This window comes from Nocardia sp. NPDC003183 (assembly GCF_053590715.1).
This window is the reverse complement of record NZ_JBSFTG010000010.1, coordinates 44081-56260: the sequence shown is the minus strand read 5'-3', so window position 1 is coordinate 56260 and position 12180 is coordinate 44081. Positions and strand designations below refer to the sequence as shown.

Here is a 12180-nt window from a genome sequence, read left to right as displayed (position 1 = left end):
CGCACCGGGCTGTCGCGGCCCGGTGCGCGCACGTCACACTCCGATTCGACGCAGATGAGCAGCCAGCTCGATCAATGCGATCGATGCGTTCAGCGCAAACTCCCGATCCGCGACCAGCCCGTCCTCGTCGACCTCGGCGCCGAGCACCGGCACTCGCAGACACGCCCGCTCGACGACATCGGCGCCGACGTAACCGAGCACCGTGGACAGCGTGTCCAGCGCACCCTCGCCGCGGCCCGGTTGGGCCACCGACAACCAGGCCGTGGGCTTCTCGTACAGGTCCGCCGTACCGACGGTCCAGTCGAGCAGGTTCTTCAAGCTGCCGGGCAGCGTCCCCGCGTATTCGGGGGTGCAGATGAGCACCGCGTGCGCGGTGGCGAGCTCGGCGCGGAGGTCGACCACCGCGGGATAGTCGTCCGGATCGTCGCCGGGAACGAAAGCGGGCAGGTCACGCAGGCCGGTATAGAGGTCGGCGCGCATCCCGTCGGGCGCGAGCCCGGCCAGGGTGCGGAGGGCGGCGGTATTGGTAGATCCGGCTCTGGTGCTACCGGAGATCAGCAGAATCCTGGTCACACCTGTGCGCAACCGGGATGCCGGGGCGATTAGTCCCCCGAAAGACCACGAGGGTGGGAACGCTGTGCGTTCCCACCCTCGTGTTGCTCTCAGGAGCTAGCTGTCAGCCGAAGCTCACGCATCCTCGTCGAGGAGGTTGCGGGTACGGTTCGGGTCCACCGGGATGCCCGGTCCGGTGTTCGTCGAAACCGTGATCTTCTTGACGTAGCGACCCTTGGCGGTCGACGGCTTCACACGCAGGATCTCGTCCAGCGCGGCGCCGTAGTTCTCCACCAGCTTGGCGTCGTCGAAGGACGCCTTGCCGATGACGAAGTGCAGGTTGGCCTGCTTGTCGACGCGGAAGTTGATCTTGCCGCCCTTGATCTCGTTGACGGCCTTGGTCACATCGTTGGTGACGGTGCCCGTCTTCGGGTTCGGCATCAGACCACGCGGGCCGAGGACACGCGCGATGCGGCCGACCTTGGCCATCTGATCCGGGGTGGCGATCGCGGCGTCGAAGTCGAGCCAGCCGCCCTGGATCCGCTCGATCAAGTCCTCGGCGCCCACGGCGTCGGCGCCTGCGGCCTCGGCCTCGGAAGCCTTCTCACCCGCGGCGAACACGATGACGCGAGCGGTCTTACCGGTGCCGTGCGGCAGGTTGACGGTGCCACGGACCATCTGGTCGGCCTTGCGGGGATCCACGCCGAGACGGACGGCGACCTCGACGGTTGCGTCGGTCTTGGTGGTCGCGGTCTCCTTCGCCAGGCGCGCGGCGGCCAGCGGGGAGTACAGGTTGTCGCGATCGACCTTCTCAGCAGCGGCGAGGTACGCCTTGCTTCGTTTTGCCATGATTTTCTGTCCTTAAAGTTTCGAGTTCAGATGTGGTTGTCGGGCCTGGCCGGCCCTCCCACATGAGAGCGAGATTCGCTCAGCCTTCGACGGTGATACCCATCGAACGCGCGGTACCGGCGATGATCTTCGCGGCCTGATCGAGATCAGTGGCGTTGAGATCCTCGGCCTTGGTCTTGGCGATCTCCCGGACCTGGTCCATGGTGACCTTCGCGACCTTGGTCTTGTGCGGCTCAGCGGAGCCCTTCTGCACACCGGCGGCCTTGAGCAGCAGACGAGCGGCAGGCGGGGTCTTCAGCTTGAAGTCGAACGTCCGGTCCTCGTACACCGAGATCTCGACCGGGATGACGTTGCCACGCTGCGACTCGGTCGCGGCGTTGTACGCCTTGCAGAACTCCATGATGTTGACGCCGTGCTGACCGAGCGCGGGGCCGACCGGCGGTGCCGGGTTGGCTGCGCCGGCCTGGATCTGCAGCTTGATGATCCCGGCGAGCTTCTTCTTCTTGGGGGGCATCTTTCTTCCTTGGCTTTCTGGGGTTCGGTTCCTTACGGTTGCCGTAAGCCTCGTATCCGCGCACGACTAGGCCCCGACAAGTACTGCGGGGAAGTCAGAACACGAACCATCACACTCTACCGGACCTGCCACACGACCCAGCAATCGGGTGGTGACCAGCACAAACACCAACGGCACCGCCGGTGAGCGGTGCCGTTGACGCGAGTGTGGAAAATCCTAGATCTTGGAAACCTGGGTGAAGTTCAGCTCGACCGGGGTCTCGCGACCGAAGATCGACACCAGCACCTTGAGCTTCTGCTGCTCGGCGTTGACCTCGGAGATCGAGGCGGGCAGCGTCGCGAACGGGCCGTCCATGACGGTGACCGACTCGCCGACCTCGAAGTCGACCTCGATGGTGGGCTTGCCCGAAGCCGCGCTACCGGTATCCGAACCACCGGCAGCGGCCGCGGCGGCCTTCTTCTGCGCCTGCGCACCAGCCGGAACCAGGAACTTCACGACCTCGTTGATGGTCAGCGGGGTCGGCTTGGCGCCGGGGCCACCGCCGGTCATACCGACGAAACCGGTGACGCCGGGGGTGTTGCGCACCGCGCCCCACGACTCGTTGTTCAGTTCCATCCGGACCAGGATGTAGCCCGGCAGCACCTTGCGGTTGACGTTCTTCTTCTGGCCGTTCTTGATCTCGGTGACCTCTTCGGTCGGCACCTCGACCTGGAAGATGTAGTCCTCGAGTCCGAGGTTCTGCACGCGGGTCTCGAGGTTGGTCTTGACCTTGTTCTCGTAGCCCGCGTACGAGTGCACGACGTACCAGTCGCCGGGCACGCGGCGCAGCTTGGTCTTCATCGACTCGATCGGGTCGGCCTCGGGGTCGTCCTCGGTGGCGACTTCTTCGATCACGGCTTCGTCGACGACCTCGTCGGCAGCGGCTTCGTCGGCATCGGCGAGCTCGGCGGCCTCGACCTCGTCGGTGGCGGTTTCCGCCACGACAGCGTCGTCAACCGGGAACTCGTCGTTGGTGTCGTTCTCCGGGGTGCTCACTGAGGCACTCGCTTCCTGTGTCGTCACGTACATCCTCTGGGCCGGGTCGGGTGCGCGGAGGCACACTCCGCCGTTCCGACCCGCGATCGGCTACCGGCGTGGGTGTCGGCGATCAGCCGAACAGCCAGTCGACACCCTTGACGAACGCCACGTCGATCCCGGCGATGAACGCGACCATGAAGACCACGAACACCAGAACGACGGCCGTATAGGTGACCATCTGCTTCCGGTTGGGCCAGATCACCTTGCGCAGTTCCGCGATGACCTCTCGCAGGAACTTGAGCAGCCGCTTGAACGGGTTGCCCGTCTTTGCCTTACCGGCGGTCTTGTCTGCCTTGCGCGAGGCCGACGGCCGATCGAGCGTGGCCACCGATCCGTTGTCTGCCGGAGCATCCGACGCGCGCACACGACGAGCAGACCGCTTGCCACTCGGTCGAGTGGCAGCGGCGGTGTCCTCGCTGTCTTCGCCGCGAGTATCCCGCTCGTCGCTCACGTCGATCCTCTCTCGTCGCTGGCATTCAGGGCAGGGGCGACAGGACTTGAACCTGCAACCTGCGGTTTTGGAGACCGCTGCTCTGCCAATTGAGCTACGCCCCTTCGGTTGGACCAGCCTGAGCCGTAATGCCCAACCACATTCGATATTCGGTTGTCTCCAGTGTCACACAACACGCGCGCCGCTTCCATGAGGAGATAACCCCTCGGGAAGATCAGCGCGCAGCATCTCGTGACCCCAGAGACCCGACTATACGTCACCGCGCGCGGTTATCGCCAATCCGGGACACCCGACCAGGTCAGGACAGCTGAACGGTTGCCGTGGCGCGGCCGAAGATCTTTTTGCCCACCGACTTCGCCGTGATGGCGACCACAGCGGTGCGGGTCTGCGGATCGACCGATTTCACCTTGCCGGTGTATTCGACCTCCGCCGGGACATCGGAACCGACGTAGACCGGGCTGGTGAAGCGGACGTTGTATTCCTTCACCGCGCCGGGATCGCCCAGCCACGAGGTGACGAAACCGCCGCCGAGCCCCATCGTGAGCATGCCGTGCGCGACCACGTTGTCCAGGCCGACCAGCTTCACGACCTCGTCGCTCCAGTGGATCGGGTTCGCGTCGCCGGACACGCCCGCGTAGTTGACGAGGTCGCCGCGGGTGAGTCGCGCCACGCGGGCGGGCAGTTCGTCGCCGACCGACACGCTGTCGAAGGACAGGGCGTGCACGCTGACCGTCGGCTCCGGCTGCTTGGTGACCGGGATGATCCCGACGGACAGCTCGGCCGGCGCGTGGTGGGCGGGCTCCTCCTCGCCGAGTCCGTGCATCAGCACGTTGCGGACCGCGTCCGACATCCGAGGATCGATGTCGCCGCCACTGCGTCCGATCAGCGTGGTGTAGGTGGTGAGCACCAGTTCGTCGTCCTGGGCGGTGACGATGTTCTTGGTGACGATGATGTCGCCACCGAAGGCCTGCCGGAAAGAATGCAGATACACATCACAGGTCAACTGGTCGCCGACCCGAATCGGGCGGTGGAATTCCAGGATCTGATCGGTCTGCATGATCTGACTCAGGTCGTAGCCGGTCACGATCCGTTCGAACAGCTTGCGCTGGGCGAGGATGCCCACCAGGGAGATGAACGTGAGCGGGGCGAGCAGACCCTGGTGGCCGTACTCGCGCGCGATGTCTTCCTCCCAGTGCACCGGGTGGTAATCCTGCACCGCACGGGCGTATTCGCGCACCTTCTCGCGGCCGACCTCGTAGTAGTCGTCGACGCGGTAGTGGTGGCCGACCATCGATGCCGCATGGGCGGCGGGATCGAAGGTTTCGGCGGCTGCGGCAGGGACCGCTTCGTGAGTTCCGGTGTTCACTGTCACAACGTGGACCTTACTCACTCGTAAGACAGCACCGAAGTCGACCGGTGTAAAACGTGATGCGTCCGGGTACTGTATCGGCCCCGAACTTTCCATGAACTTCCCGGGAAAAGCACAAAGGCCGGACTCTCGTCCGGCCTTCGGCAGATGTTTCTGAAAACTAGCGCGACTCGCGGTGCGCCCGGTGAGTTCCGCAGTTCGGGCAGAACTTCTTCAGCTCGAGGCGATCCGGGTCGTTACGCCGGTTCTTCTTGGTGATGTAGTTGCGGTGCTTGCACTCGTCGCAGGCCAAGGTGATCTTTGGCCGGACATCGGTGGACTTCGCGGCCACGATTTGCCTTCTTTCCGGTCTGGGCTGAGTTGAAATTGGTAGCGATGGCCGGACTTGAACCGGCGACACAACGATTATGAGTCGTTTGCTCTACCAACTGAGCTACACCGCCACGGCGGACTAATATCCCGATGATGCCGCGGTAAGCCGCTCACCACCGGCAATCCGGCGAGCCCCCTAACGGAATCGAACCGTTGACCTTTTCCTTACCATGGAAACGCTCTACCGACTGAGCTAAGGGGGCATGACTACGTGGCACAGAGTCTGTATCGGCAAGCCGATCAGCGTGACCCCGTGCTCCGGCGTCCTGAACGAGATTACACACTCCCCGGCCAGAGCACCAAATCGGCAGCTCAAAGGGCATTTTCACGGGGTTCAGATCGCTGATTCCGACCCGCTCACATCGAGGCTACCCGGATCCGCGCGAGAACAACCCGCAGAACCAAGGAACCCCCGCCGATCTTCATGATCGACGGGGGTTCGATGTGGCAGATGTAGGATTCGAACCTACGTAGGCATAAGCCGACGGATTTACAGTCCGCTCCCATTGGCCGCTCGGGCAATCTGCCGTGTGCGCCGTTTCCGGTGCGCTGAGCAGCTTACAACGTACCCACCCGGACTATCAAAACGCCTGCACAGACCCCCTGCGAGCACCGGTCGTCCCCCGATGCGGGTACAACTGTCTCGGTGGCCGGCACATCCCGGCCCCGGAGTTCGCCGGACCTTCACAGGACAGGAGCGCAGTGTGGCTGATTCGTCATTCGACGTCGTGAGCAAGGTCGATCGACAGGAGGTCGACAACGCTCTGCATCAGGCGGAGAAGGAGCTGAACTCGCGCTACGACTTCAAGGGCACCGATGCGTCGATCGCATGGTCGGGCGAGGAGGCCATCGTGCTGACCGCCAATGCCGAGGAGCGAGTGCAGGCGGCGCTCGACGTCTTCAAGGAGAAGCTGATCCGTCGCGACATCTCGCTGAAGGCGTTCGACGCCGGCGAGGCGCAGCCGTCGGGCAAGATCTTCAAGATCACCGGCACGCTGGTGCAGGGTATCGACACCGAGAAGGCGAAGAAGATCTCGAAGAAGATCCGCGACGAGGGCCCCAAGGGCGTCAAGGCGCAGATCCAGGGTGAGGAGCTGCGGGTCAGCAGCAAGAAGCGTGATGACCTGCAGGAAGTGATCTCGCTGCTCAAGGGCGAGGACTTCGGAATCGCCCTGCAGTTCGTCAACTACCGATAGGTCCGGTGTGGGCGGCACTCAGTGGTGATGAGTGCCGCCGGCCATCTCCTCCAGACGCTTGATGCGCTCGTCCATCGGGGGGTGGGTGGAGTACCAGCGGGCGACGCGGTCGCCCGCACGGAACGGGTTGGCGATCATCAGATGCGATTCGCTGGTGATCTTGGGGTCCGGCGGCAGCGGGGCCGCCTGGACGCCGCGTTCGATCTTGCGCAGGGCCGAGGCAAGGGCCAGCGGGTCGCCGGTGAGCTCGGCGCCGGACTGGTCGGCCTGGTACTCCCGCGATCGCGAGACCGCCATCTTGATCAGGCCCGCCGCGATCGGCCCGAGCAGTGAGACCAGCAGCACACCGATGATGTTCGGTCCGTTGCCGTCTCTGCTGCCGAACGAACTCGCGAAGAACGCCATGTTCGCCAGACCGGTGATGACCGAGGCCATCGCGCCCGCCACCGACGAGATCAGGATGTCGCGGTTGTAGACGTGGGACAGCTCGTGGCCGAGGACCGCGCGCAGCTCGCGCTCGTCGAGCAATTGCAGGATGCCGCTGGTACAGCAGACCGCGGCGTGGCGCGGATTGCGGCCGGTGGCGAACGCGTTGGGGGCGCTGGTGGGACTGATGTAGAGCCGCGGCATCGGCTGGCGCGCCGTGGTCGCGAGCTCGCGCACGATCCGGTACATGACCGGCGCCTCCAGTTCGCTCACCGGTTGCGCGTGCATCGCCTTCAAGGCCAGCTTGTCGCTGTTGAAGTAGGCGTAGGCGTTCATGCCGATGGCCAGCACGATCGAGATGATCAGGATCGTCGGGCTGCGGAACATCGCCCCGATGGCGACGATCAACGCCGACATCCCCACCATCAAACCGAACGTCTTGATCCCATTGGGCATTTCCGCCTCCCCGCGCCTTGTGCCGGTCGTCAGGCGCTGCGTTCGTCAGGCATCGGGCCTGCGGTGGACAACGGGAACGGTTCTGGGCGTACCCGGCGAGTTACCCATGTGCTGTCGAAATCTGTTGTTTCGTCGCGACAGGACAACGTGCGCCGGGTGGTGTTGGTTCCTGGTCAGCCGACGCGTTCGATCGTGTAGCGGACGAGGCGGGTGAGGGCGTCGTTGGCGGGGCCGGGCGGAAGCGCGGCGAGCTCGGTATCGGCGAGGTCGGCGTATTCGGCCAGCTTTTCCTTGGCCAGCGCCATGCCGGGCGAGCGGCGCAGCAGTTCCAGTGCCTCGTCTACCTCGGCGTCGGTTTCCAGCGGGCGCGCCAGCAGGGTGCGCAGTCGGTCGCCGTCGGCGCCGGTCTCGCGCAGGGCGTAGAGCACCGGCAGGGTGTGCACGCCTTCGCGCAGGTCGGTGCCCGGGGTCTTGCCCGACTGCTCGGCAGAGGACGAGATGTCGATGATGTCGTCGGAGATCTGGAACGCCGTGCCGACCGCGTCGCCGAGGCGCGCCAGGCGTTCCACGTGCTCGAGTCCCGCGCCGGAGAAGGTGCCGCCGAAACGGCCCGCGGCGGCGATGAGCGAGCCGGTCTTCTCCCACACCACGCGCAGGTAGTGCTCGACGGGGTCCTGGGTCTGCTTGGCGCCCATGGTTTCCCGCATCTGGCCCGTGACCAGCTCGGCGAAGGTCTCGGCGATGATGCGGACCGCGTCGGGGCCGAGGGTGGAGGTCAGGCGCGAGGCGTGGGCGAACAGGTAATCGCCCGCCAGGATCGCGATGTTGTTACCCCACCGCGAGTTGACGCTCTCCGCGCCACGACGCTGGGTCGCCTCGTCCATGACGTCGTCGTGGTAGAGCGTCGCGAGGTGCACGAGTTCCACGACCGTGCCCGCGGTGATCAGCGCCGGGTCGGTCGGATTGGGTCCGAGCTGGCCGGTGAGCACGGTGAACAGCGGCCGGAACCGCTTGCCGCCCGCCCTGGCCAGGTGCAGCGCCGCCTCCTGGAGGAATTCCTCACCGTCGGAGAGTTCGTCGACGAGCAGTTTCTCGACCGCGGCCAGTCCGTCGCGCACGGTGACGGCGAGTTCGGGATCGACGAGATCTACCCCGGCAACCACGGTGCTTTCGTCGCTCACAGCCGATGTGCTCATTATCTTCTCCCAGCGATGCGTCCGACCCCGACGGGTAGCAACCTAGCGTGTCCCGGCACTATGGCCGATGAACCCCGTCACACAGTGACAATTCCCGGTGTACCCGACACTCTCGCACAGCGGCCGACAGTGCCAGTATTGAGCCATGGGTTCACCGGATCTCACCCCTGCCGACCGCGCTCCGCTGCCTGCCACCGTCGAGGTGCTGGTCGTCGGGGCAGGACCCGCCGGTTCCGCGTCGGCGGCGTGGGCCGCGCGCGCCGGACGCGATGTGCTCCTGCTCGATTCGGCGGTTTTCCCGCGCGACAAGACGTGTGGTGACGGGCTGACGCCCCGCGCCACCGCCGAGCTGGAACATCTGGGTCTCGGCGAATGGTTGCGCGCGCACACCGTGAACCACGGCCTGCGGATGGCGGGCTTCGGCAAGGAAGCGCTGCTGCCGTGGCCGGGTGGGTCGTTCCCGACGTACGGAAGTGCGGTTCCACGAACCGAACTCGACGACAAACTGCGCGAGACCGCGATCAAGTCCGGTGCGCGGATGGTCGACGGCGCGAAGGTCACCGAGGTATTGCGCGAGGGTGAGCGGGTCACCGGGGTGACGGTGCGGATCGGCGCGGCCACCCACACGGTGCGCTGCCGGGTACTGGTGGTGGCCGACGGCGTGCGCTCCCCCGTCGGAAAACAGCTGGGTCGCACCTGGCATCGCCGCTACGCCTACGGGACCGCGGCCCGCGCCTACATCAAGTCCGGTCGCAGCGACGACCAGTGGATCTCCTCGCATCTGGAGCTGCGCAATGCCGCCGACGAGCTGGTCCCCGGCTACGGCTGGATCTTCCCGCTCGGCAACGGCGAGGTGAACATCGGCGTCGGCTCGCTGGCCACCGAGGCGCGGCCCTCACACGTCGCCCTCAAGCCGCTGCTCGAGCACTACACCCAGCTGCGTCGCGAGGAATGGGAACTCGAGGGCGAACTACGCGCGGTGGCCTCGGCACTGCTGCCGATGGGCGGCGCGGTGTCGAACGTGGCGGGCCCGAACTGGGTGCTGGTCGGTGACGCCGCGGGCTGCGTGAACCCGCTCAACGGCGAAGGCATCGACTACGGCCTGGAGGGCGGGCACATGCTCGCGGACCTGCTCGACGAACCCGATCTGAGCCAAGCGTGGCCGCAGTTGCTGCGTGACCACTACGGACGCACCTTCTCCGTGGCGCGCAGGCTCGCCGGCCTGGCCACCCAGCCGAAGATGGTCCCACTCGGGGGGCCGCCGGTGATGCGCTCGAAGTATCTGCAGCGCACGGCGGTTCGGGTGATGGGCAATCTGGTGACCGACGAGGACCTCGACCTCACAGCCCGCGCCTGGCGAGCGGCCGGACGGGCGTCGCTGCGGGCCGACGAACTCCCGCCGTTCAGCTGATGGCCGACGCGAGGGTGCCGCTCACTGGAGCGGCACCCTCGCTGTCGGCTCAGAGCTTGGCGAACCAGTTCTCGATGAATTTGCGTTCGCTGTTCAGGACGCGCTGGTGCAACTGTTCGGCCAGCGGCTCGATAGCGCCGCCGACCAGCGGAACCTTCACCTTGACCGTCCCGACGACCTCGATCTCGCTGCCCTCGGCGGTGGGCCGCAGTTCATAGGTGCCCGACATCTCGGTGGTGATGCCGCTGGTGTTGCCGGTGAAACTGCCCTTGGCGACCTCGCCTGCCAGTGGCTGCCAGTTGTCGGTGCGGACCAGAACGAGATCGCTCTTGAGCACCTTGCGCACCAGCGCGGGAACCTTGTCCTTACCGGGGGTTTCGGTCATATGGATGGTGATCGAATCGGGGCCGTCGGGATGGGAGAGTTCGATGGTCGCGGTCTCGGCGCCGGCGAAACGCGCCTGCCAGACGGCGTCGTCGACAAGTGCCCGGTGAAGCTCTTCGACCGGGACGGTGTAGGGCACGGTGAAGCTGAATTTGCGGGACATAGCGGGAATGTTAGGGGAGGGACTCGTGGGGCGTCGGCGCGTGCGGGAACTTCCGGTCCCCTAGGTGACCGGTACTGTGTGGCGGGTGTCGGAAACCAGCCTGTCGGAGCGGCGGAACAAGCGCCTGCGCCGGGTTCGGGTGTGGGTGGTCGGGGCAGCGACCGTGGTCAGCGTCCTGATGGTGTTGCTGGTACTCGCGGCCTGGCGCAACGACTTCGAAATCGAGCGCCATCGTGGCGTGACCTCCGGCGAGGTGCTGTCGGCGGGCCGGTTACGTTCGGCGGTGATCTATGTGACGCCCGACAGCGTGACCCACAATCCGAAGGTCGGCATCCTGTATCCGACCAATCTGACCGCTGGTCAGCGGATCAACGTGGAGTACAGCACGCGTGACCCCGACCTGGTCCGGGTGGCCGGGCGCGACGCACGGGTGGCGATCATCCCGGCAGCCTCGGTGATCTTTGTGGCGTGGGCGCTCGCCCTGCCGGTGCTCTGGATCGTGCGCCGCAAGCAGCGCGAGTCGTAACTTCGTTTGCTGTTCGCCCCGGCTTCACGTCGGTGTGGGGGTGTCGCGCGGTGTGGCGGTCACCCTGGAAGAGTGCGCGTAGCCATCGTCTCGGAGTCTTTCCTGCCGAACATGAACGGCGTCGTCAACTCCGTGCTGCGGGTGTTGGATCACCTGGACCAGCACGGTCACGACGCGATGATCGTGGCGCCCGATTCCCTGCGCGGCGCCCCACCCGCACCTCGCTTCCACGGCCGATTCCCGGTGCACCGCGTGCCCGCGATGATGGTGCCGAAGGTGAGTTCGCTGCCGGTGGGCCTGCCACAACCGGGCATCACCGCCGCCATCGCCGCATTCGATCCCGATGTGGTGCACCTGGCCTCGCCGTTCCTGCTCGGCGCGGGTGGGCTCGCCGCGGCGACGCGCTTGGATCTGCCGACCGTCGCGGTGTATCAGACCGATGTGGCCGGGTTCGCCAAAAGCTACGGGCTCGGGCTGGCCGCACGGGCCGCGTGGGCGTGGACGCGCCGGATCCACGAGGGCGCCACCCGCACGCTGGCACCGTCGTCGGCGGCCGCGCACGATCTCGCCGAGCACGGGATTCCCCGGGTGCACCGCTGGGGCCGTGGCGTGGATATCGCCCGGTTCAACCCGGCCGCGCGCAGTGCCGAGCTGCGGGCGAGCTGGCTCGGTTCCAGTGACCGGCTCGTCGTCGGGTTCGTGGGCAGGCTCGCACCGGAGAAGCACGTGGAACGGCTGGCCGCACTGGCCGGTGACCCGTCGATCCAGCTCGTCGTGGTGGGCGACGGACCGGAACGGGCCCGGCTGCGCAGAGTGATGCCGGACGCGGTGTTCACCGGCGAACTGGGTGGCAGCGAACTGGCCACGCACTACGCCAGCCTGGACGTGATGGTGCATCCCGGCGAGCACGAGACGTTCTGTCAGGGCGTGCAGGAAGCGCTGTCCTCGGGTGTGCCGGTGATCGGGCCCGATGCCGGTGGGCCACGGGATCTGATCTCGCACTGCCGCAACGGGTATCTGCTGCCGGTCGACCGGTTCGCGGAATTGCTGCCGAGCGCGGTGTCGGCCCTGCGTGACGCGGGCCAGCGCGGCCGGTTCGCGGCGGCGGCGCACAAGTCGGTGCTGCACCGCACCTGGCCCGCGATCTGCACCGAGCTGATGGGTCACTATGCCGACGTCACCGGGATGCGCGAGCGATTGCCGCGCACGGCCTGAGTGGCGCAACCCACCCGCGCTAT

At 66.2% G+C, this 12180-nt stretch carries 14 protein-coding genes and 4 tRNA genes; 4 read left to right on the top strand and 14 right to left on the bottom strand.

Going from position 1 to position 12180, the window contains the following annotated elements; all coding sequences use genetic code 11:
• Nucleotides 1–33: 33 nt before the first annotated feature.
• The 11 genes from ACWDXS_RS25205 to ACWDXS_RS25155 form a co-directional block, all read right to left on the bottom strand.
• Nucleotides 34–573: an NADPH-dependent FMN reductase gene (locus tag ACWDXS_RS25205; RefSeq protein ID WP_387445712.1), complete on the bottom strand. Its 540-nt coding sequence runs from the start codon at nucleotides 571–573 to the stop codon at nucleotides 34–36.
• Nucleotides 574–687: 114 nt separating this feature from the next.
• Nucleotides 688–1401, bottom strand: a complete 714-nt coding sequence (rplA, locus tag ACWDXS_RS25200) for a 50S ribosomal protein L1 (RefSeq protein ID WP_301903705.1) — start codon at nucleotides 1399–1401, stop codon at nucleotides 688–690.
• 79 nt (nucleotides 1402–1480) lie between these two features.
• Entirely contained in the window at nucleotides 1481–1915 is a 435-nt protein-coding gene (gene rplK / locus ACWDXS_RS25195; protein ID WP_019049397.1) for a 50S ribosomal protein L11, read from the bottom strand.
• A 216-nt stretch (nucleotides 1916–2131) separates the two neighbouring features.
• Nucleotides 2132–2950: a transcription termination/antitermination protein NusG gene (gene nusG, locus ACWDXS_RS25190; protein WP_378990967.1), complete on the bottom strand. Its 819-nt coding sequence runs from the start codon at nucleotides 2948–2950 to the stop codon at nucleotides 2132–2134.
• A gap of 112 nt (nucleotides 2951–3062) precedes the next feature.
• The gene (gene secE / locus ACWDXS_RS25185; protein WP_378990968.1) at nucleotides 3063–3443 is read right to left on the bottom strand and encodes a preprotein translocase subunit SecE; all 381 of its coding nucleotides are present in this window, start codon (nucleotides 3441–3443) and stop codon (nucleotides 3063–3065) included.
• A 31-nt stretch (nucleotides 3444–3474) separates the two neighbouring features.
• Nucleotides 3475–3547, bottom strand: a tRNA-Trp gene (locus tag ACWDXS_RS25180).
• A 194-nt stretch (nucleotides 3548–3741) separates the two neighbouring features.
• Nucleotides 3742–4809 (bottom strand): fused (3R)-hydroxyacyl-ACP dehydratase subunits HadA/HadB, encoded by a 1068-nt coding sequence (locus tag ACWDXS_RS25175; RefSeq protein WP_449969388.1) that lies wholly within the window; start codon nucleotides 4807–4809, stop codon nucleotides 3742–3744.
• Between the two features lie 163 nt (nucleotides 4810–4972).
• Complete coding sequence (gene rpmG / locus ACWDXS_RS25170) at nucleotides 4973–5143, bottom strand: 50S ribosomal protein L33 (protein ID WP_056814348.1); 171 nt, start codon at nucleotides 5141–5143, stop codon at nucleotides 4973–4975.
• A gap of 36 nt (nucleotides 5144–5179) precedes the next feature.
• Nucleotides 5180–5255: transfer RNA gene (locus ACWDXS_RS25165), tRNA-Met, on the bottom strand.
• Between the two features lie 59 nt (nucleotides 5256–5314).
• Nucleotides 5315–5387, bottom strand: a tRNA-Thr gene (locus tag ACWDXS_RS25160).
• 242 nt (nucleotides 5388–5629) lie between these two features.
• Nucleotides 5630–5712 (bottom strand) — tRNA-Tyr (locus ACWDXS_RS25155).
• Nucleotides 5713–5888: 176 nt separating this feature from the next.
• Between ACWDXS_RS25155 and ACWDXS_RS25150 the strand changes: the two genes are divergently transcribed.
• Nucleotides 5889–6380, top strand: coding sequence for a YajQ family cyclic di-GMP-binding protein (locus ACWDXS_RS25150; protein WP_378634254.1), 492 nt, complete (start codon nucleotides 5889–5891; stop codon nucleotides 6378–6380).
• An 18-nt stretch (nucleotides 6381–6398) separates the two neighbouring features.
• On the opposite strand, the gene htpX is transcribed toward ACWDXS_RS25150, so the two are convergent.
• Both htpX and ACWDXS_RS25140 read right to left on the bottom strand, forming a co-directional pair.
• Entirely contained in the window at nucleotides 6399–7262 is an 864-nt protein-coding gene (gene htpX / locus ACWDXS_RS25145; RefSeq protein WP_378990970.1) for a zinc metalloprotease HtpX, read from the bottom strand.
• Between the two features lie 173 nt (nucleotides 7263–7435).
• Nucleotides 7436–8458: a polyprenyl synthetase family protein gene (locus ACWDXS_RS25140; RefSeq protein ID WP_378634250.1), complete on the bottom strand. Its 1023-nt coding sequence runs from the start codon at nucleotides 8456–8458 to the stop codon at nucleotides 7436–7438.
• 145 nt (nucleotides 8459–8603) lie between these two features.
• On the opposite strand from ACWDXS_RS25140, the gene ACWDXS_RS25135 reads away from it, so the two are divergent.
• Nucleotides 8604–9869, top strand: a complete 1266-nt coding sequence (locus ACWDXS_RS25135) for a geranylgeranyl reductase family protein (RefSeq protein WP_387445707.1) — start codon at nucleotides 8604–8606, stop codon at nucleotides 9867–9869.
• A 49-nt stretch (nucleotides 9870–9918) separates the two neighbouring features.
• Here the strand turns inward: ACWDXS_RS25135 and ACWDXS_RS25130 are convergent, their stop codons facing one another.
• Entirely contained in the window at nucleotides 9919–10416 is a 498-nt protein-coding gene (locus tag ACWDXS_RS25130; protein ID WP_378658681.1) for a DUF2505 domain-containing protein, read from the bottom strand.
• 85 nt (nucleotides 10417–10501) lie between these two features.
• On the opposite strand from ACWDXS_RS25130, the gene ACWDXS_RS25125 reads away from it, so the two are divergent.
• Together ACWDXS_RS25125 and ACWDXS_RS25120 are read left to right on the top strand one after the other, a co-directional pair.
• The gene (locus tag ACWDXS_RS25125; protein ID WP_379316246.1) at nucleotides 10502–10942 is read left to right on the top strand and encodes a DUF3592 domain-containing protein; all 441 of its coding nucleotides are present in this window, start codon (nucleotides 10502–10504) and stop codon (nucleotides 10940–10942) included.
• Nucleotides 10943–11014: 72 nt separating this feature from the next.
• The gene (locus ACWDXS_RS25120) at nucleotides 11015–12157 is read left to right on the top strand and encodes a glycosyltransferase family 4 protein (protein ID WP_449969226.1); all 1143 of its coding nucleotides are present in this window, start codon (nucleotides 11015–11017) and stop codon (nucleotides 12155–12157) included.
• Nucleotides 12158–12180 lie beyond the last annotated feature (23 nt).

Bases quoted from the DNA above. Each gene is read 5' to 3' on its own strand.
- rplA (WP_301903705.1), bottom strand. From the start codon at position 1,401: ATGGCAAAACGAAGCAAGGCGTACCTCGCCGCTGCTGAGAAGGTCGAT.
- rplK (WP_019049397.1), bottom strand. From the start codon at position 1,915: ATGCCCCCCAAGAAGAAGAAGCTCGCCGGGATCATCAAGCTGCAGATC.
- htpX (WP_378990970.1), bottom strand. From the start codon at position 7,262: ATGCCCAATGGGATCAAGACGTTCGGTTTGATGGTGGGGATGTCGGCG.
- ACWDXS_RS25140 (WP_378634250.1), bottom strand. From the start codon at position 8,458: ATGAGCACATCGGCTGTGAGCGACGAAAGCACCGTGGTTGCCGGGGTA.
- ACWDXS_RS25135 (WP_387445707.1), top strand. From the start codon at position 8,604: ATGGGTTCACCGGATCTCACCCCTGCCGACCGCGCTCCGCTGCCTGCC.
- ACWDXS_RS25130 (WP_378658681.1), bottom strand. From the start codon at position 10,416: ATGTCCCGCAAATTCAGCTTCACCGTGCCCTACACCGTCCCGGTCGAA.